Source organism: Synergistaceae bacterium (assembly GCA_031267575.1).
Classification (GTDB): Bacteria; Synergistota; Synergistia; order Synergistales; family Aminobacteriaceae; genus JAIRYN01.
Window position 1 is genome coordinate 13,942 of record JAIRYN010000076.1, and the last position, 19,803, is coordinate 33,744.

Genomic DNA, 19,803 nt, shown 5'->3' on the forward strand with positions numbered 1-19,803 from the left:
CGCTCCGGAGGTGTCGTTTCTTTTGACCGTTTCCTATAGCTTGGAAATGATATTGGGGTGTGTAAGCGCGGCCGTTTTGTGCGTCCTCGTTCAATACCTGACAAAAAGGTTTTTCGACGCGCGGCAATACGGTTACTTGCGCGACTTGATTCTAGCCGCGGCGTGGTTGCTGTTGGCGATCTGGTTCGGCTCGCCTCAGTCTCGATTCGTGGTGGGTGCCGCTTTTATCGCGGGAATAGTGGGGTTGACGGAGGTCTGCTGGCCCAAACGTTCTTGGCGTTGGGCGTATCTTCTCATCGGCCTTTCCTGCGCCCTTTTCGGTCCGTCCATCAGCTTCATCAGTTTTGTGGATGGGGAGTATATCTACCTGACTCCCCTGACGTCGATCATCGTCACAGCCCTGTGGTTCATGGCTTTCCCCCTCGTTTTGCAGCAGTTGGATGGGATTCCCGGCCTGGTGGGGTACATGTTGGCCGTGACTTTTTCTCTGATGCTGACCTCTGTCGTGTTGGCGATGCGGGGGATGCAGGACGCTTTTTTTATGTCCTTCGGTGGGCTTCTCCTCTTGGTGGCGTTTTGGAGCCGTTTCAGCAACTTCTACCGTCAGGCGGGTAAAGCATTATCGGCGATGTGGGGAACTCTGGCCGCTGGGACGGCAATCCTGGGAGTCAGCAAGGGTATCGTTTTTAGCTCTATGTTCTATCTATCCCTGGGGCTTTTCGCTATTCCCTTCGCGGAAGCCTCCTTCCACCTGGTAAGTTTGGCCTTGTCCGACGCCTCTCACGGCACGGAAAGGCTCTACCGTAAATTGATTCGGAGCGGGTTGGATCATCCCGACGCTGTGCGGGTGATCGCCGGCCTTTGCGCCTTTTTAGGAACCCTCACGACCCTGTCTCAATACCCGCCCAACTACGCGACGTGGATCGGATGGGCCGCCATGGGATGGGTGGTTTTTGTACTGCTAGGTTTGCTGCTTTGGAAGTACCGGCACAGGTCCCCTATGACCCACACGAAACCCCACCTTTGGGGCGTCTCCGTCGATAACATGTCCCTTAACTACGCACTGGCCAGAGCTAGGGGCATGGTTTTGTCCGCCAGCGGAACGCGACTGGTAGCCACAGTCAACGCCCTGGGAATGAACGAGGCGGTGCGTGACAAAGAATATCATCGCGTCTTGAGACATTCGGCGATAGTTCTGTCGGACGGGGTGGGTCTTTTGTGGGGATTGCGCTTTCTGGGTATGCCCATCCAAGAACGGGTAACGGGCATAGACTTTGCGGAACAGCTCTGCCGGATGGCGGCGGTGGAAGGGTGGCCGGTGTATTTTCTGGGATCTAGAGGCAACACGGCCTTGGTCTGCGCCAAGGTCATGGCTGCGCGGTATCCGGGGCTGGTGGTGGCAGGAGCCCGAGATGGCTATTTTGCTATAGACGACCTTTCGGTGGTGGAGTCCGTGGTGCGGTCTGGAACGAAAATTCTCTTTGTGGCTATGGGAATTCCTCGCCAGGAAAAATGGGTGGTTCGCCACTCTCACCGGCTGGGCAATGTCTTGGCCGTGGGCATTGGCGGTGCTTTTGACGTGCTTTCCGGACAATTGAGACGTGCTCCGGCCATCATGCAAAAAATGGGACTGGAGTGGCTTTTCAGGTTATGTCAGGAACCCTTCCGCTGGAAAAAGGACTTGATGTTGATCGTCTTCGTTTTTCGTGTTTTGCTGACGCGGGTGGGACTTTATTCTTGGAAGGAGGGGCATCAGGAATGATCACTACGGTGGGAGATCTGATGGACCGCGACTTGACGGTGGTCATGGAGCATAGTACTATCAGCGAGGCCATTGATATTTTTTATTCTCACAGCGTGGCGGGGCTGCCGGTGGTGGATGTAGATTGGCGACTCGTGGGCTTTCTCTCCGAGACCGACATTTTACGCGCCGCGACTCCCTCCTACCTGGAGGTTCTCACCCAAAGCTCGTTTCTGAGCGGAGAAGAAGAGGAGTTTGCGAGGGAGTTGGAGAAGCTGGGTGACCTGCCCGTTCGGGACTATATGGTCAAGCCTCCTATCGCTGTGGAGCCTTACGTAAGCCTGATGTCCATTGCCGACCTGATGATACGCAAACATTTTCGCCGCCTTCCCGTTGTAGAAGACGGCGTTTTGATCGGTATCATAGACCGCCGGGCTCTGTGGAATTTCATGCTTGAGGGCTATGCGCGCAATGTGGAACAAGGCGAAGCTTAATAAGGTACTTGGTAAGGCGAAGCCTTCGTCCCCTGAACTTGACCCTCTCGTCTCGACCTGGACGGAGCTAGAAGCGTTGCGCGCTCGGCTCGCCGAGGACATGGAGGATAAGAAAACCGAAATGGAGCGTTTCAAGGAGGAGACCTTGTGGCGTTTGAATTCTTTGTCCGACCGGACTATCGAGATCGCTCGCATGGAGGGACGGAATGCCGAAGCGCGCGTCGCCCAGGACAAAGCGGAAACCGAGGCGGAACTCGCCCAATGGAAAGCCCGCGTCCGGGAGCGGGTTCTGGATGAAAAAATTCTGGACACCCTGGCGGAGCAAACCATTCTTCGGCTGCTTCCCCCGACGGGAGAAGGGGACGTGTTAGCGTCCTCCGAAGTGGTGGTTTCTGAAACGAAAGGAGGTGGCGCTTCATGATCACACACATGGCAAGGGTCGCTCTGTGGGGGGTGCGGGATAAAAAATCCGTTGTTGTGAGCCGCCTTTACGAGCTTGGAGTTTTCCATTTGACCACGTCCGAGGAAGCCATGGACGGAAGCCATCGTTTTCTCCTGGAAAAACTGCGGGAGCAGAGGGGGAAGGCGTTGAATCTTATCGAAGCTCTTCGGTGGGACGAGTGGCGGAAACTGACGGACGCCTTTGTGGAAAATGTGCGCTATAACCTTTCCCAGGATCTAGAAGCGATGACGGAGGAGATCGAGAGAAGTCTGCAACGCATTCAATCGCGTCTCGTTTGGATTAGGAGAAACCAGGAAAGACTACAGAACGACTTTATTGAGCTGCGAAAGGCCAATCTCATTTTGAAACGCGCCCAAGGGTTTTTAGAGCAGGAGAAGACCGTCCGGGGAGAGATGGCGATCTGGCGTTTGCCGCGACAAGGACAACACGCGTTGATCTCTAAAATCAATGGAGAGCTGGATCTTTTACCCAGTGGCCATGAAAAGCCTTGGTTTCGCTACCATTCCATCGATTTCAACGACGGTTCTTCTTATCTGGTGACCAGTGCCTCCTACGAGGTGCAGCCCAAAATCAGAAACGGAGTCACCAACCTTCAGGGCTCTCGTTGGCGGTTGCTTGACTATACAGAGAAGAAAAAAGCGAAAGAAACCAATTTTGACGCTGAGGAAAGCGATTGGACCAAGGACAACGCCGACGAAAAATCCTTTCTGATAACGGCGCCGTCGCGGATCGCTCGGCTTTTGCGGCGGGCTCCGACTCGGATAAGAGCGAATAGAGAAGAATTGCGTAAACTCTCCGACCAGTGGGGAGCGAATTTGGCCGCCGTTTACATTTTACTGAACGACCGCATGGAACAGCTCCTCATGGAGGCATCTGCCGAGGAGAACGAGGAGTTTTTCAGCTTGGAGGGCTGGATTCCGGAAAAAGATTTGGCCCGCACGAAAGCGGTATTGAAAGAGGATTTCGGCGATTTCGTCATCGTGCGCTCCCGGCCCCCTGACCCCGCCAAAGACGGAGTGGTTCCCACCGCTTTGAGGAACGTCTCGATTTTCAAGCCCTTCGAACTGTTTCTGAAGTTACTACGTGTACCTCACTACAATGCCTATGACCCGACTCCCCTGATCGGGCTTTTCTTCCCCTTTTTCGCGGGCTGCATGGTGGGAGACATTGGCTACGGCGTTCTCATTCTGTGGGTGGGGCGGCATTTGAAGCAGAAGAAAACGGAGACCCTACGGGATGTGGGCGTCATTCTCTTGTTCGTCGCCTTTTGGAGCATCTTCTGGGGAGCCATGTTCGGGGAGTTTTTCGGGGACGTGGGGCACAGGCTTCTGCACATGAGACCCATCTGGGAGGACCGAGTCCACGCGATCTTGCAGGTCATGGGTTTCAGCGTGGCCTTGGGCACTACGCACGTGACGCTGGGGCTGCTCATCGGTGTGATTCAGGGGATACGGAACCGACACCGTCATCATTGGATGGAACGGCTGGGAAGTTTGCTGGTGATTGTGAGTCTGGTGGCGGCGCTGATGTTTTTGCGCGCTCAATTGCCGGCTTCCTTTTTCTCCATTCCGGTTATCCTGCTAATTTTTGCCCTGATTTTCCTGATTTGGGGCGGAGGTATCGGGGGCATTATCGAGTCTCTGAGCACCATTGGTAACATTATCAGTTACGTTCGAATCGCCGCCATTGGTTTGTCGTCCGCTATTCTGGCGATGGTGGCCAGCACATTCGTGGATACTATAGAGGTTCCGCTGGTGGGGCTCTTCATGGCGTTCGCCATCCACCTTCTGAATTTCGTTCTGGCGATCGGGGGCTCCGCCCTACACGCCGCTCGGCTCCATTACGTGGAGTTCATGGGAAAATTTTACGAAGATGGAACTCTCGCATATAAACCATTTGCCAAAAGGAGGAGTTTACACAATGGGTGAGAAAGCGATCATGGCGCTGGCCGCGGCACTGGCTGTGGCTATCCCCGCTCTGGCAACGGCTTACGCTCAAGCGCGTATCGGCAGCGCTGGGGCGGGAACCGTAGCGGAAAAACCGGAGACGTCGGGGACGATTATTATCTTGGAGGCCATTCCCGAAACGATGGTCATTTTGGGCTTTGTCGTCGCCATCATGATCATCATGAGAATAGCCTAGCCGACCGATATGAACCGCCCTTCGGGTGAACTCCTGGATGATCGCGAACCGGGATCCGAGGACTTGGTCGGGTTCAAGGAAGCCTTGTTAGCTCAACACAAAAAACGCTGCCTGGCGTTAAAGCGCTCCGTGGACGAGGATTTAGCGGATATCATTACGGCCCGCCGCATTGAAGTGGAGCGTATTGTTCATAGTTTGCGCCGCAGTCACGAAAAACATCTTGAAGAGGTCTTAAAAACCAACCTCCATCACGTCAAGCGCCAGAAAAAAAGCTACGAGGCGGAGCTTCAGGACATTTTTTTCGAGACGCTGGAGAAGGCGGTACGCTCGCGGCTGGAAACCTTTCGCCATTCGCCTCGGTATGGAGCTGTTTTGGAGGCTTTGGCGGTGGAGGCGCAGACTTGTATTCAAGGAAATTCTACTTTATCCTGGGTCGCTTTGGTTGAGGAAGGTGACGCTCTTTTTCTGCCTCCTTCCTCTCGGGGAAACATTCGGGAGGTGCGCGAGGAACTGTGGGACGTTTGGGGCGGTCTCGTTCTGGTCGAGGCCGGCGGGGGCGGAAGGGTCGTCGACAATACGTTCCGCGCCCGATGGAAACGACTACCTTCCTTATTCGCGTTCAAGCCCGATCTTCGCGATGATTTATGACGAGGCGGCGAGAAATGGAAAAAATGCCTAGAAAGGGCGTCGTCGTTGGAATTTTAGGACCTGTTCTTGTGGCGGAGGTTGATTTTTCCGTCCGCATGTTTGAGGTTGTCCGCGTCGGCGAACGAGGACTTTTGGGCGAAGTTTTCGAGGTCGGGGTTCGAGATTCGGGCGACCAGGGTCTGAATGTTGGTATTCAGATCTGGGAGGACCTCACAGGGCTGTCCGTGGGGGAAGAAGTGTTGTTCACCGGAGAACTTTTGAGCGTGGAACTAGGCCCCGGTTTTCTGGGTGAGGTTTTGGATGGTTTGGGACGGCTGTATTCCCGAAAGGAAAAGCTCTGGCGTTTCCAGCCGTCGGTGAGGGAGGGGGAAAAGATCTCTCCAGGAGATATCCTGGGAACGGTGATAGAGAGAGGCCGTTTTTCCCATCGGATTCTAGTCCCACCCGGCGCGCTCGCCGCGGAATCACGTGAACGGGACAACCGGGTAGCGTGGATTGCTCCAGAGGGAGAGTACACCGCCCAAGATTATATTTGCCGCCTGGAAAATGAATTTTCTTTGCCCCTGAGTCTAACGCAAAAATGGCCGGTTCGTGTACCAAGGCCATTGAAAGCGCGCCTGCCCTTGGATTATCCACTGTTCACGGGGCAGCGAGCACTGGATACTTTTTTACCTCTGGCGCTAGGAGGCACTGCCGCCCTGACCGGCGGATCCGGCACGGGCAAAACGCTTTTGTTGCGATCTTTGGCCAAAGGGTGTGGGGCGGACGTGATCGTCTATGTCGGTTGCGGCGAGCGGGGTAATGAAATAATGGAGATCCTCGATGATTTTTCCAAGGCAGCCTCCCTTCGATCCAATGGGCTTTCGAGCCTGATGGACCGCGCCATAGTGATCGCGGCGCCTTCCGACGCACCGGTAACGCTTCGAGAGATGGCAGTTCACTTGGGGTTAACCTTGGGAGAATACTATCGGGACATGGGATACGACGCGGTCGTGATGATCGACTCTGTTTCTCGCTGGGCGGAAGCGTCCAGGGAAATCGAAAGCCGTGTCGGAAAAACTTCCGGAGAGGAGGGATACCCACCCTGGCTGAACGCCCGGTTAGCCCTCTGTTGCGAGCGAGCGGGACGAGTTAAGGTTTTGGGCAAAAGTGCCCCTGGGTTGACAAATAATTCTTCCCGTTCTGGATCAATAACCCTTATCAGCGCAATTTCGCCAGAGGGAGGGAATCTTTCGGACCCTGTGACTCAAGCGATGGCTAGATCTTCCGGTACTTTTTGGGTACTGAATCAAGAATTGGCCCAAGCGCGTCGTTTCCCGGCGATCGACTGGAGCCGGAGCCATGCTTTTTATGAGAACGTCCTCGATGAAGCTTTTGCCCATGAGGCAAGCAAGGATTGGCCGGACTTGAAAGAGTATTTGAGAACCATAATGAAGTGGCGAGAAGAGCTTGCCGGCGCTTTGCGGCAAGGGGAGCGCGATGCCCTTTCGGAGGAGAATAAGTGGCTTTTGTACCACGCTGAGACCCTTGAAATCGTTTTTTTACGACAAAACGCCTACGGAGAAACTCGTTCTTCTCCGGCGCGAATGGCAGCAATGCTCCGTTTTCTGAAGACACTGGACGGCGAGGTTAGAAAAATCTTGAAAAAAGAACTTGTTTGTGACGTCGTAACCGCTCTGCCATCGAGGCAGGAGATGCTCGCTTTGCGCGACCTGCCGGAGAAGGACTTTGAAAAAGCGGAGCGAAAATGGCTGGTTCGTTTCACGTCTGGACTCACCTCATCCGCTCCGACTGAATCCGCTCCGACTGAATCCGCTCCAACTGAATCCACTCCAACTGAATCCACTCCAACTGAGGAGGCTGCTCCATGAGCAACTCGAATGCGAGGCTTTACAGAGAGGGATTCCAAAGCGTCAGAGGAGTGACTGGCCCCCTTCTTTTTGTAAATAACGCGAGGGGTGTCGGTTACGGTGAGTTCGTGACGATTGAGACGCGCTCCTGGGGGTCTCATGCCTGGGGATCTCATGGAAAACAAACCGTTACCCGCACGGGCCAGGTGCTTCAAATTCAGGATGACCTTTGCGTGATTCAGGTCTTCGATGACATCTTGGGGTTCGAGACAGGAAATACCACTGTGTGGGTGGAGCGCGACGTCGCTAAGGTCGGTGTGGGGGAACGCCTGCGCGGTCAGATCCTAAACGGCCGCGGACAAACGTTGGAGGGAAAGGACCTTTACGGGCTCGACGCGTTGCTTCCCATCAATGGTCTGTCGCTAAATCCTGTGACTCGCGCCGTCCCCTGCGAGCCCATCGAAACGGGGATGTCTGTTCTAGATCTAATGAACACCACAATGCGTGGACAAAGATTAGCGCTGCTAGGTGGACCGGGACTACCCGTCGGAGAGCTTGCGGCGCTCGTCGCTTCTCGCGCTCTTCTTCCCGGCAATGGGGATGCCTTTCTGGTGGTTTTTGCCGCTATGGGCGTTACTAGCCGAGAAGTGGATGTTTTTATGGAGTCATTTGTCCGTAGCGGGATACTGGAAAGCGGCGTCTTTTTGTTGAATAAAGCTGACGATCCTGCTATAGAGCGACTCTTAACGCCTCGCGCCGCCCTGACCATCGCCGAATATTTCGCTTTCACCAAGGGTTACGATGTCCTTGTTGTCATGACGGACATGCTATGTTACGCTGAGGCGCTGCGAGAGGTTGGCGCGGCGCGGGGGGAATCTCTTGGGCGGATGGGATACCCCACGTATTTGTACTCCGACCTGGCGGGGATTTATGAGCGAGCCGGCTGTCTCGCTGGACGGAAGGGTAGGGTGACGCAGATTGTCACCGTCGGGATGCCGAACGATGACGCCGCCCATCCGGTGGCCGACGCGACGAGCCATATTGTCGACGGACAGATTGTCTTGGATCGGAGGTTGCACACCGCTGGCGTTTTTCCGCCCGTGGACGTATTGTCCAGTCTTTCACGGCCTATGAACAAGGGGATAGGGCATGGGCGCACTTTTGACACGCATCGTGTCCTCGCCGACCAGCTCCACGCTGCCTACGCGAAAGCCCAAGAGGTAAATTGCTTGAGGCACCACATCGGTGACAAAGGGCTTTCGGAAGTGGAAAAGAGCTACATAAAATTTGGAGAATCCTTTGAAAAACTTTTTGTCAATCAGAAACGAGAGAGAGGGAGGGAACAGTGGGGGCGAGAGACGGAAACGGTGGAAAGAAGGACGTTTATTCAGTCCGAAGCGAAAGCCTGGGAAATTTTGCGTCAGCTCCCCGCCGGAGAACTGTACCTATTGTCCCCTTCCTTGATGGCGCACAAGCTGAAGTAATAGTAGAGACCAGTAGAAAGGTTTTCATAAAAGAAGTGAACAAAAAACGTTCAATACGGGGAAAATGTGATAATATTTTTCGAGTAAAAAGTGCGCGCCTGTAGCTCAGTGGATAGAGTGACGGCCTCCGGAGCCGTAGGCCGGGCGTTCGAATCGCCCCAGGCGCGCCAGTATAGATTAAACACACCGATCAATACGACTCAATGCGACCTAACAATGAGTATCCTCGAACGAGTATGTAAAATATAATTTCGTTAATAATGATTTTGTTGGGAAAAACGACGATTTTTTCTTGATTTTTCCTCTCTTTTGAAACATGCCGGTAAAACCGGCGAAAACAAAATTCAAGGAAGTAAAATTCGAGAAAGTAAAATTCAAAGAAGTAAAATTCAAGGAAATAAAATTCAAGGAAATAAAATTCAAGGAAGTAAAATTCAAGGAAGTAAAAACAGATGCGAGTGAGAAAAAATAAGGGTTCAAAGTTTTCAAAACCCTCGATTAAAAAATCCTCAATCAAAAAAAGGCAAATCCGTTTCTGGAGGGTTCTTTTTTTTCTTTTGTTTTTGGGAGGCACCTGTGTGTTCCTATACTTTTTTACAATATCGCCCCACCAAACAAACGCGTCACTTTTGCTCCCTCGAGAGGAAAAAATGGATGAGGAAGCGAGGGTACGCTATTCCACAAAGGTTTTCGCGGCTGAGAATCGGGTCAGCGCGTCGGGAACTGCTCGCATCCTGGACAATACGGATCAGGGAAAACTGCTGGCCAGACGCGCCGCTTTAACGGACGCCCGACGTAACCTCATCGAGTTGCGGCGAAAGCTGCTTGGAGATCCCGTTTTTAAATCCGGAGCTCGCTTCTCGGGACGCGTTGTCGTGCCGGACGTTTACTCGGAAAGGATCGAAGGCGACCTATATTTCCTGGAAATCGACATGCCGCTCGACAGCCTTTTGGAGGTGGGCTGGGAAGAATCTTTCCCCGCGTTCCGGTAAAACCTGTTATCATTTTCGGTGTCAGCGTACAAGACGGGCAACATGAGAGGAGAAAATGGATGTGAACAAGAAATGGATATGGGCAATTGCCATTGTCTTTCTGGCGCTCCCCTTTGGAACGGTGGCGCGCGGCGCAGTGGTCGAAGCAGAACAAGACTTGCAACACATTATGGGGGACCTTTACACGTTGTCCACCGCGATGCTTCTCTATCACGACGATACGAAAAACGCTCAATGCCCTTCCATCGAGGAACTGGAGCGCTACTTTAAAAAACCCCTGCCCGACTCCTGGCCTGGTGAGTACCGAACCGCTGTGATCGAGGGGGGTTGGTGGGTGGGACGCCAGGTCCCGGAGTTCTCCAACGCCCGAAAATTTTTGAGACGCAATGCCCCCGCTCTGGGACTCTACGACAAGGAGAGTATGAGCGCGTGGCTGGGTCAGTCCTTCGTGTGGATCGAAGCCTTGTCGTTCAGAAAAGAAACGACTCTCCGTGTTGTTCAGGGCGAGGAAAAGGAACGGTTGTTCTTTAACTCTCCAGGCACGGATTACTACTGGTGGAGTAACCTCCTCTTCACCTCGCGCGCCTACAACGCAGCGCTGGTAAAATGCGGCGCGATAGCGAAGGCTTTAGCAATTCCTCCCGCACCCACGAAGGAGCGAGAAACCTTTACCGCCTCTCCCGTTTCGCCACCACTCGATTTTAGGGTGGGGGGTGAGCAGGATGAAGGAGGTCCCCAACCTGTTGAAATGGCCGATGTGATCTTCAACCCCATTCCGCGTCCCAGAGATTAACGGGTAGGAACTGACGGATAGAGATTAGGATATAGTATTTAATTAAATAATATTTGATTAAATAGAGACTTAGCAAAGTATCAATATACGATAAATATATGATATGCTATAGTATAGGTTACTATGGTGAGATTATACACGGTATATTAAGCGGCAATAGTCGAAGAAATACTATGCGAGGCGTATCTACTAGTGATCAGTGGGTATTAGCACATGGAAGGGATTGGTTATAGTGAAAGTTATAACAGAGGATTTAAAGGCAAATTTTGATCGAGGGTGGAGTTTTTTGACGCAAATCATCGACGTCTGTCCTGACGTGGTGTGGAGTAAGAAGGCGGGGGGATTCGTTTTCTGGCAACAGCTTTACCATTGTTTCGCGACCGTGGATTTCTTCCTGTTGCCGAAAGACGGCGTTCCGGAACCCGGGCCTTGGGGCGCGGAGGCCGCGCAATTCAAAGGAGAGCCCACGGCAAAACCCACCAAAGAGGAACTCAAAGCATACGCGGCCAAGATGAAGGCCAAGGTTGACGCTTGGCTCGCCACTCTTGATGACGCGTCTCTTGCCCAGACCCACGAGGGGTTTTCCGCTCGCAGAGGCGTGCCCATGAATAACGTTATGGTGCTGACCATCCTGTCGGGACACTTGTCGTACCACATTGGAAGCTGCGACGCCATCCTGCGCGACAACGGCGAAAAAGGAGTAATGTGAGCCTTTAAAGCCACACTTATGGAGCGGCGGTTCTTGATTTCGACTTACCCTCGTATCGATATTACCCCTCGTATCGAAACGCCGAAATCAAGCCGCCGTCTTCTGCCTCAACCGGAACAATATTCAAGTTCAGAATTCAAGTTCAGAATTCAAGTTCAGAGGGTATGAACGGCGTTGTACAACCGTAGCCACTCTTCGCCGCTTAGATCCTCCGCGCGAATTTTCAAGTCGAGCTTCGCGTCGCTCAGGAGGGGGCTCCAGTCCTCCAGGCTCCGAAAACCTTTGAGGTTGTTGAAGAGCGTTTTCCGACGTTGACGAAACCCCGCGTGTAAAAGATCGCTCCAAAGAGAATTCTTCATCAAAAAAAGGTTCCGTTCCAGCTTGATTTCCACCAGAGCGGAGTCCACCCGAGGCACTGGGCGAAAACAGGAGGGAGGCACCCGGCGAACTAATGTTGTCCTCCCCATGACTTCGAGGGCCACACCCAGAGGATAACGTTCTTTTGTATCGCGGCGCGCTGTCAATCGTTCCGCAGCCTCTTTTTGCACCATATACAAATGGTAGGTCAGTCCCCGCGACGCAAAGGCGAGAAGCCTCCATATCAGAGGCGTCGTGATGTTGTAGGGGATATTGGCCACGACCTTGTTGGGGAACGGAGACAGGGCGCTGTAATCCGCCCGCGCTGCGTCGTCCCAAAGGACGTTTAACCGCGGATTCTGGGCCTGCAACCCCTCCAACGCGTCTTTTAGGCGCAAATCCAACTCGACAGCGTAGAGGCGCGCGCACCCTTGAAGGAGCAGTTCCTTGGTCAGAATGCCTTCTCCTGGCCCCACCTCCAACAGCACGTCTTCTGGTGCGACGGCGGCGCGCTCTACAATCTCTGAGAGAATGTTGCGGTCGATGAGAAAATTTTGCCCGAAACGCTTCTTGGGGTGAAAGGATTTGGCGGATTCGCGCGGCGGTGTTCTAGGAAGCATGGTCTGGACTCGGGTCATGACAAAACCCGCGTTTTTTGATGGGGACCTTCATTCCCCCTGTGAGAGCCAGAAGGCGTTCCGGCTCTATGGGGAAAAAAGCATGATCTGTGCCCGCAGCGGCCCAGACCACAGGGTACCGGAAAAGGTCCTCGTCCAAAAAAGCGGGTATCTGAATAGGATACCCTGTTGGAGGCACACCTCCAACCTTAAATCCAAAGCGCTCGAACACGTACTCTGGAGAAGCCATTTTGGTTTTTTTACCCTTCGCCTCCCGCGCTACGGCCCGGAGGTCCACCCGGTTTGCGCCGCTCATCAACACCAAGACGGGACGCTCGTCCACTAGAAAAACGAGGCTCTTCAGAATCTTCTCCGCGGGGGCTCCGACAGCCCGAGTAGCGTCTTCCACCGTAAAAATGGTCTCCTCCGTCACCTTGATCTCGATATCGCCGTATCCCCCCGCGTCCAACGCGACTCGTACTTTTTCAATAGCCTCCTCAATAGCGTCCTCAATAACATCTTCAATAGCGTCAGTAGGTTCGCGCATTGTCGTTCTCCTCGTCTCTCCACTTTATTGTCGCATCATTTCTCGGTTCGTAAGGTTCCGCGTGCAACGTGATCAACGCGTTTCGCCCTAACAGGTCTTCCAGTTTGCATTCGAGAGTCGTGGTCACGTCGTGAGCTTGAACTAAGGTTATGTGCCCGTCCAGCACAATATGCGCCTCCACCGCTACGTAGAAACCGATTCTCCGCGTTCTGACCTTGTGAATGTCGAAGATCTCCGAGAAATCTAAAGCCGCTTCCTTGATAGCGTCCACTTGAGATGGAGCCAGAGACGTATCCAGAACCTCCTCGATGCTGTTCCAGAAAATAGAGACGGCCGCGTGAAGGATAAAGACACTCACCAGAACGGCCGCCACCGGATCGAGAATCACCCACTTTTCACCGCCTACGAAACCGCCGGCGATTCCAAGAAACGCCCCCACGGAGGACATAGCGTCTGCACGGTGGTGCCAGGCGTTGGCCTTCAGTGACGCGCTATTCAGCTTTCGGCCAGCGGCAAAAGTGTAACGGAACAGGACTTCTTTCATTATAATGGAAATCAGCGCCGCCATCAGGGCCACTCCTCCGGGTCTAGACAACTCACGCCCGTCCACGGCCTGCAGGATGGAAGTGCTTCCCTCGAAAAAAACACCCAGTCCTACAATCAACAGTACCAGTCCGCAAAAAGCCGCCACCAGCGTTTCGATCCTTCCATGTCCGTAGGCGTGGTCTGCATCCGCTGGTTTACTCGTGTAACGTAACCCCAAAAGAACGGCGAAGTCTGTCAAAAGGTCCGACAGGGAGTGCGTCGCGTCGGCAATCATCGCCCCGCTGTGCCCAAAAACACCGGCCGCGTATTTTCCCACAGTCAGGATCAGATTGCCCCCTAGACCCACCAAGGTCACGCGCGTGCCTTCTCGCATTTTCTCCCCAGCCATGCCTATTTTCTCCATATTTACATTTATTCAAAAGCGGCGGCGATTTTCTCCAGTCCCTCCTGGAGCAGCGATCTGGGGGTGCCGATATTGAGGCGAACGTGACCTTTGCCCTCATCTCCAAATGTCGTGCCGTCGTTGAGCGCCACACGCGCTTCCTCCTTCAATTTTTTCATCAAAGCCTTTTGTTCCAGTTCGTAGGCGGAAAAGTCCAGCCACATCAAGTAAGTGCTTTCAGGCACGTAGACCCCCACCTGGGGCAGACGAGACTCCAAAAAAGACGTCACGAACTTCGCGTTGCCCTTCAAGTAAACCAGCAGCTCCTCCAGCCATTTTTCCCCTTCTCGGTACACGACCTCGGCAGCCTTGTAACCGAACAGGTTGACGCTCATGTGAAACTGGTCCAGCAAGGTCCGTATCTTGTTCCGCAGGTCTGGGTTTCTCGCGATCAAAAAGGAGGCCTTGAGCCCTGCCACATTGAAGGTTTTGCTAGGGGCCGATGCAATGATCGCGATCTCCTGGGCCTTGGGAGAGACGTTCAAAAGCGGGATGTGTTTGTGTCCAGAAAAAACCAGATCGGAGTGAATTTCGTCAGAGATGATGATCGTTCCGTTGCGGGCGCACAACTCTACGATATTTTCTAGCTCGCTCTTTTCCCAGACGCGCCCCACGGGATTGTGCGGGCTACATAAAATGAAGGCCTTCGCTCCCTTCTGAAGTTTCGCCTCGAAATCATCGAAATCCATCTCATATCTTCCGTTTACACGGCGTAGAGGCGAGAGCAAAAGCTGGCGTCCCAAAGATTTGGGGACGGCGAAGAAGGGGGGATACACGGGAGGGGTGACCAGCACCTTGTCTCCGGGTTGAGTGAGGGCGGAGATCACGAAACCGAGTCCACAGACGACACCGGGAACATCCAGAAGTTCCTCTTTCGTCAGGGTCAGGCCATTGCGTCTGGCGTTCCAGTCGATTAGGCTCTTATAATAACCCTCTCCTGCGAAAGTGTAACCGAAGGTGGAATTTTCCGCGCGCGCCAGAAGCGCTTTCTCCAGTTCGGGCAAAACGGGAAAATCCATATCCGCCACCCAAAAGGGCAATAAGTCAGGGTCTCCATAAACCTGCCGAAGCGCGTCCCATTTGCTGCAATCCGTTCCCTTCCTCGCCAACAGCCGATCAAATTCGTACATAGGCAATCATCCTATCCTTTCAGCGTACTAATACCTACTTATAATGAATAGATACGTTTCACATAGTATTTCTTCGACTATTAAGCCCAAGAAAAAGCTGAATCTCGCAAAGCTCGTAGAAATATTCCTATATAAAAGTAGAAATATTCCTATATAAAATTTGTGTGTCTGTTTAAATGCCATCTTACAACGCTTAACCGCGTTGCAAATGTTCTGCGCTGCTATGTTGTAGAAAAGCACTTCATCGTTATAGGTCACGGCGTTGTCAGCGAGTGTCAGGAATAGCGCGTTTTCCTTTTTTCACAAAACAGTGAAGGGAAAAAATCGCTATTCCCTTGAGCAACGCAGGATGACGCGAATTTTTAGAGAGCATCTTGCGGGGGTTTAGGGTCTCTCTTGCTTTTAGGCCTGCCAGTTGAGAGCGTAAACGGCCAGAGCGGCCGTACCCGTCCAGAGTACGGACTCGTTTATATCAAATTTCGCGTTGTGGTGTGGATAATCTCGCCCTTCCCCGATAACAGCGTGAGGTTCAAAAGTCGAGCAATGGTAGAAGAAAGCCCCCGGCACTTTCCCAAGATAGAACGCAAAATCTTCCGCTCCCGACGAGGGCAGCGCAACCTCCTGGGTCCACTCCTCTCCCAGGGTCTTTGCGACGATGTCCCGCATTCGGAGGGCGCAGCTTTGGTCGTTGATGACCGCGGGGATGTCGCTGGAAAAGGCAACTGTGGCTTTGCCTCTCATGGAAGCCGCGATTCCCTCAACTGTGCTTTTGATGCGCTCTTTCAAAAACGCGTCGATCTTTGGGTCGAAGCTGCGAATCATTCCGCGCATTCTACAACTTCCGGCGATAACGTTTGGAGCCGAACCTCCCGTAATCTGTCCGATGGTGAACACCACTGCTTCAAAGGGGCTGACCTCGCGACTAACCAGGGTTTGGAGTTGACTGATCATCTTGGTGGCTATCACGATGGGGTCTACCGTCAGATGCGGGGTGGCGCCGTGGCCTCCCTTGCCTTGAATCTCGATCGTCAGCGTGGAGGTTGAGGCCATCATTGGTCCCACACGCCATCCAATTTGTCCCGGCGTCAGACCTCCTCCCCAGATGTTGCCCGTGTGCAATCCGATGATCTCGTCCACTCGCGGATTTTCCAGTGCCCCACTGGCGATCATGGAAAGGGCGCCGTTGATCGTCTCCTCTGAAGGCTGAAAGATGAAGCGCACTGTCCCGGCTAGGTCCTCGCGCTTTGCCGCGAGCAGTTTCGCGGCCATCAGCAACATTGCCACGTGAGCGTCGTGCCCGCAGGCGTGCATGTTGCCATTGGTCGAAGCGAAAGGGAGGCCGGTATCCTCCACAATGGGAAGCGCGTCCATGTCCGCGCGCAACGCCAGCGTTTTACCCGGACCCGGTTTTTTCCCTTTCAACGTGGCAAAAACCCCATGTCCCTGTCCTTGGCCGGATTTGATTTCGTCAAGCCCCAGTTTGGATAGTTCTCGTACAATCACTTCTTCCGTGAAGGGTAGATCGTGTTCCAGCTCTGGGTGCGCGTGCAACTCTTGCCGCAACGCCACGATCTCTTCGTTTAGAGCTTTGGCCTCTAGCCCGATTTTCTCCATAATGACATTCTCCTCCCTCAATCTAATTACAAATTCTGATTACAAATTCTAATTACAAATTCTAATTACAAATTTAAAACAATCACATAGCGCCTTACTTTCCCCAAAGTCCCCTCTTGTTGTTCCGCGCTTCTTCTTGAAATTTCGCGAAAATTTGAGAATATTTGGAGTTGGGCTGGATCGTCATGATCTTGCCGTATCCCTGCAAGACCAACTGGGCGTTGAACATGTTCTTCCGGATTGCCGTCTCTCCCGTCCCGGGCTTCGTCAGCCAGACGTAGGCCAGGTGGCGGTTGTAACGGTCCAGAGGAGCCACGTCGTATTCCAGCCAAACGGTTTTGTTCGTTAGGTTCTTTTTGGTAAAATCCGACGCTTCTTTACCATAAAACTCCACGGGCTTTCGAGGATGAACGGTTTCTGGGGTATCCACGCCAATCAAGCGCACGGTGCGGTCCTCCCCCGCCACGGTTACGTGTATCGTATCTCCATCCACCACCCGGGTAACCGTTCCCGACAGAACATCCCCGCCGGGCGCGAAGAACAGATAGAAAGCTCCAAGCAATAAGGTTCCCGCCAGGGATATGATTTTTTTCACCGTAAGCTGAGGAACGAGTTTTTGCCCTTTTCTTTTTTTCTTCATAAATTTTCACCCCTAAATACTTTTTCCTGTTGATGCCGCGTCCAATTCCGAAGAGATTTCTTTCGCTTTTGTCAAATTTGTCAAAGTCGTCAATCCCATGCCCACCAACCTCCGGCCTTGTTCATCCTCGATAATCAACCACATGTCGGTGAAACAGGGAGTGGAGTTTTTCACCCACGCGCCGACCGTGAAGGAAAAACGAAGCTCGTCCTCGCCCGGCGCGACTTCGATCGCTTTCGACCACTTGGAGAACGGGGCATAATGGGGGCCCAAGAGGATTTTTTTCGGAACAATGTCGCCGACGTCGAAGCCGATGTCGAAATTGAAATCTTGTCCAGCGTCCCGCAGATCCTGAGTGGGCACTTGCACGGAAAACGGTTCTTGCTCGTTGACGTCGATCTGTTCGGGAAGCCGGACTGGCAAGACTTTTGCCGCCGCGCGAAGTTCGTCCAGTTTTTGCAGGGCGCGGGCCGTCCAGTTGCCCACGGAGCTGGTCAAAAGCTCTCTGCCCTTCTCAGGGTCCACCTGAAACTGCTTTAAAGCCAAAAGTTCGAGATGACGGACCTCTTCTTGCAGAACGCTTTCAAACTCGGCAAGGGCCGCTTGAACTTCTCCGACTTTTCCCTCGTAAAGGGGATCGAGGGCCGCCTGCAAATCGGTGTAGTGAAACCAGGCCGTGTCCTTCGAGTAATCCAAGTCCGCGGCCGGAACGGAAAAATGGGTTCGCACCGCTCTTTCGGGATCGTCGGCGTACTCCTGGGGAACGTTTGAGATGCCGAAGTACCAGGGTGAGTAAAGCGAAAGGCAAGGTCGGCCCAAGGCGCGCCAAATCAGCGTCATATCGTGGTTTTCCCGGATCTGCACGATGGAACTCTCGATTGTTGTGCCCGCGCATATGGGCCGCGTCCTCATGTAGTGCGGAGAGCCGCCTCCCGACACGTCTTGAAGGGTTCCCTCGAAATGACAGCGTAATACTTTTTTGATGTCCTCAACGCCGACTTTACGGTTGTATTTGACCGAGAAAGGCAACTCAGCTTCGATATTGAGGGGGTATTCTAGCAGAAGTTCAAGTCCTCTGCGGTGACGGTGGATATTGCGGGCAGCGCGATAAGCATCTGGGTCCTGGTAGGACAGGGCAAAATCAAATTCCCCTTTTTGTGGGTCATACCAACCTCGTCGGGTGGCATAAGAGACGAGCCTCTCGAACCCTGGCGCTTGAGGATCTGGTTGCCGGATGGTGTAATGGTTGGGGTTCACGTAGATCTCGTCGTTCTCCACGCGTTTTACGGCGTAGTGCTTACCATTGACGACTTGGAGCACCCAGATCTCATTTTTGTCGGCAAAATGGTAACTGCGTCCTCCTCCGATGTAGCCGTATTTGTCCACCAGTCCGCTGGCAACTTCCACTGCGTTGTAAGCGGACCTCGCCAACTCGGCGGTCAGACGGCGGACGCCATAGCCGATACCTCCCTCGCTCAAGTCGGGGTTGTCTTCCTTTGATTTGCCGCAGTTGTCGCTGCAGAGGACGACACCATGCTCGTTGACGTAAAAGTCGCAAAAGGATGCGCCGCCATCCGCTATGAAAGAACGGGCTTCGGACCAGAAAAGTTTCGGCCGTTCCGAGGGCGCTTCTAAAAGAGCCGCGGTTGGCTCGAAGCGGAAAGTTTCCGCCGCGTCCGTCCGTTTGGGGACGATATGCGTCCGCATAACATAGCGTCCCCCGCTATCCTCGTTATGCCCCACCAAGACCTCTCCGGTCTCCGAGGCGTCTTTGCCCACCAGCACCGTCGTGCAAGCGAATGCCGTCGCGGGTAGAAGCGCCCCCAGAATCGCCGCGGCAATCGACAGAATCCCAAACATTTCCAACTCTCCCATCCGCTCAAGATACGTACCCAGCGAGACAATGTCACCGCCTTCGCCTTGTTCCGCGGTATTGTCGGCTTGGAGTTTCCACCCGCGGGAATAGATATATAATACAGCAATGGAGCGGAAATTTTATAGGAGGTGTTCTTGTCGTGGGCTTCGAGAAAAAAGCGCAATTAAGAATGAAAAAAGTGGGCTTGAAGTGGACGGGCTTGTTGGTGTTCTGTGTGTTTTTAGTGGGGTTGGTGGGAGGTATAACGTTTGATCAAGGAGCGCTGGCCGCGTCGCGCGCGGACAACCCCGTGGTTCAGATCGTGAAGATCACGTCTCCGGCGGTGGTGAACATCGACGTGGAAACCATGCCCAAGAGGTAACAATATAGTCTTTGCGTAAATATCTATTCATGTATCTATTCATATATCTATTTATATATCTATTCATATATTCATATATTCATGTATCTATTCGTGTGGATATTTTATATGGATATTTTATATGGATATTTTATGCGGATATTTTATATGGATATTTCATATGGATATTTATAAAACGTACTATAAAAGCCTTCCATACTCTGTGAGGAGTATGCAGGATCAGGTGAAATTCCTGGTCATGAACTTATTTAATTGCTGGCAATCCCTAAAGCTCGAAGAACCACAGCGTAGAGATGAAAGAAGCTCAGGCGCGAAGGTGACGAAAGTAGAAAAAATCTTCGAGATGGCGCACGAGGC

Annotated in this window: 20 protein-coding genes and 1 tRNA gene; 14 read left to right on the forward strand and 7 right to left on the reverse strand. The window is 53.0% G+C overall.

What is annotated here, in order from left to right; genetic code table 11:
* The first annotated feature begins 22 nt into the window (after positions 1-22).
* The 13 genes from LBJ36_12370 (at position 23) to LBJ36_12430 (ending at position 11,316) form a co-directional block, all read left to right on the forward strand.
* A complete protein-coding gene (locus LBJ36_12370) occupies positions 23-1,762 on the forward strand; it encodes a WecB/TagA/CpsF family glycosyltransferase (protein MDR1379826.1) in 1,740 nt (579 codons plus the stop codon).
* The gene (locus tag LBJ36_12375) at positions 1,759-2,235 is read left to right on the forward strand and encodes a CBS domain-containing protein (protein ID MDR1379827.1); all 477 of its coding nucleotides are present in this window, start codon (positions 1,759-1,761) and stop codon (positions 2,233-2,235) included. Before LBJ36_12370 ends, LBJ36_12375 begins: the two co-directional genes overlap by 4 nt.
* Positions 2,213-2,656 carry a hypothetical protein gene (locus LBJ36_12380; protein ID MDR1379828.1) on the forward strand — a complete coding sequence of 148 codons (444 nt, stop codon included), beginning with the start codon at positions 2,213-2,215 and terminating at the stop codon, positions 2,654-2,656. Before LBJ36_12375 ends, LBJ36_12380 begins: the two co-directional genes overlap by 23 nt.
* Complete coding sequence (locus tag LBJ36_12385; protein MDR1379829.1) at positions 2,653-4,626, forward strand: hypothetical protein; 1,974 nt, start codon at positions 2,653-2,655, stop codon at positions 4,624-4,626. Before LBJ36_12380 ends, LBJ36_12385 begins: the two co-directional genes overlap by 4 nt.
* Entirely contained in the window at positions 4,619-4,840 is a 222-nt protein-coding gene (locus LBJ36_12390; GenBank protein ID MDR1379830.1) for an ATPase, read from the forward strand. The genes LBJ36_12385 and LBJ36_12390 overlap by 8 nt, the downstream gene beginning before the upstream one ends.
* 9 nt (positions 4,841-4,849) lie before the next feature.
* Positions 4,850-5,488 carry a hypothetical protein gene (locus tag LBJ36_12395; GenBank protein MDR1379831.1) on the forward strand — a complete coding sequence of 213 codons (639 nt, stop codon included), beginning with the start codon at positions 4,850-4,852 and terminating at the stop codon, positions 5,486-5,488.
* 14 nt (positions 5,489-5,502) lie between these two features.
* Positions 5,503-7,359 carry a V-type ATP synthase subunit A gene (locus tag LBJ36_12400; protein ID MDR1379832.1) on the forward strand — a complete coding sequence of 619 codons (1,857 nt, stop codon included), beginning with the start codon at positions 5,503-5,505 and terminating at the stop codon, positions 7,357-7,359.
* Positions 7,356-8,822, forward strand: a complete 1,467-nt coding sequence (locus tag LBJ36_12405) for a V-type ATP synthase subunit B (GenBank protein ID MDR1379833.1) — start codon at positions 7,356-7,358, stop codon at positions 8,820-8,822. Before LBJ36_12400 ends, LBJ36_12405 begins: the two co-directional genes overlap by 4 nt.
* Before the next feature lie 94 nt (positions 8,823-8,916).
* Positions 8,917-8,992, forward strand: a tRNA-Arg gene (locus LBJ36_12410).
* A gap of 146 nt (positions 8,993-9,138) precedes the next feature.
* Positions 9,139-9,294 carry a pentapeptide repeat-containing protein gene (locus tag LBJ36_12415; protein MDR1379834.1) on the forward strand — a complete coding sequence of 52 codons (156 nt, stop codon included), beginning with the start codon at positions 9,139-9,141 and terminating at the stop codon, positions 9,292-9,294.
* Positions 9,295-9,472: 178 nt separating this feature from the next.
* Positions 9,473-9,814: a hypothetical protein gene (locus LBJ36_12420; GenBank protein MDR1379835.1), complete on the forward strand. Its 342-nt coding sequence runs from the start codon at positions 9,473-9,475 to the stop codon at positions 9,812-9,814.
* A gap of 61 nt (positions 9,815-9,875) precedes the next feature.
* Positions 9,876-10,607 (forward strand): hypothetical protein, encoded by a 732-nt coding sequence (locus LBJ36_12425; GenBank protein ID MDR1379836.1) that lies wholly within the window; start codon positions 9,876-9,878, stop codon positions 10,605-10,607.
* Positions 10,608-10,839: 232 nt separating this feature from the next.
* Positions 10,840-11,316: a DinB family protein gene (locus tag LBJ36_12430; GenBank protein MDR1379837.1), complete on the forward strand. Its 477-nt coding sequence runs from the start codon at positions 10,840-10,842 to the stop codon at positions 11,314-11,316.
* Positions 11,317-11,471: 155 nt separating this feature from the next.
* Here the strand turns inward: LBJ36_12430 and rsmA are convergent, their stop codons facing one another.
* The 7 genes from rsmA to LBJ36_12465 all read right to left on the reverse strand — a co-directional run bounded on the left by rsmA (position 11,472) and on the right by LBJ36_12465 (position 19,069).
* Positions 11,472-12,293 carry a 16S rRNA (adenine(1518)-N(6)/adenine(1519)-N(6))-dimethyltransferase RsmA gene (rsmA, locus tag LBJ36_12435; protein MDR1379838.1) on the reverse strand — a complete coding sequence of 274 codons (822 nt, stop codon included), beginning with the start codon at positions 12,291-12,293 and terminating at the stop codon, positions 11,472-11,474.
* Positions 12,283-12,837, reverse strand: a complete 555-nt coding sequence (locus LBJ36_12440) for a YbaK/EbsC family protein (protein ID MDR1379839.1) — start codon at positions 12,835-12,837, stop codon at positions 12,283-12,285. The genes rsmA and LBJ36_12440 overlap by 11 nt, the downstream gene beginning before the upstream one ends.
* Positions 12,821-13,786 (reverse strand): cation diffusion facilitator family transporter, encoded by a 966-nt coding sequence (locus tag LBJ36_12445; GenBank protein MDR1379840.1) that lies wholly within the window; start codon positions 13,784-13,786, stop codon positions 12,821-12,823. Before LBJ36_12445 ends, LBJ36_12440 begins: the two co-directional genes overlap by 17 nt.
* Positions 13,787-13,794: 8 nt before the next feature.
* Entirely contained in the window at positions 13,795-14,955 is a 1,161-nt protein-coding gene (locus tag LBJ36_12450) for a pyridoxal phosphate-dependent aminotransferase (GenBank protein ID MDR1379841.1), read from the reverse strand.
* Positions 14,956-15,357: 402 nt separating this feature from the next.
* Complete coding sequence (locus LBJ36_12455; GenBank protein ID MDR1379842.1) at positions 15,358-16,569, reverse strand: amidohydrolase; 1,212 nt, start codon at positions 16,567-16,569, stop codon at positions 15,358-15,360.
* Between the two features lie 94 nt (positions 16,570-16,663).
* Entirely contained in the window at positions 16,664-17,209 is a 546-nt protein-coding gene (locus LBJ36_12460; GenBank protein ID MDR1379843.1) for a thermonuclease family protein, read from the reverse strand.
* A 12-nt stretch (positions 17,210-17,221) separates the two neighbouring features.
* A complete protein-coding gene (locus tag LBJ36_12465) occupies positions 17,222-19,069 on the reverse strand; it encodes a C69 family dipeptidase (protein ID MDR1379844.1) in 1,848 nt (615 codons plus the stop codon).
* Positions 19,070-19,224: 155 nt separating this feature from the next.
* Here LBJ36_12465 and LBJ36_12470 point away from each other — a divergent pair, with 155 nt between their 5' ends.
* Entirely contained in the window at positions 19,225-19,446 is a 222-nt protein-coding gene (locus LBJ36_12470) for a hypothetical protein (protein MDR1379845.1), read from the forward strand.
* Positions 19,447-19,803 lie beyond the last annotated feature (357 nt).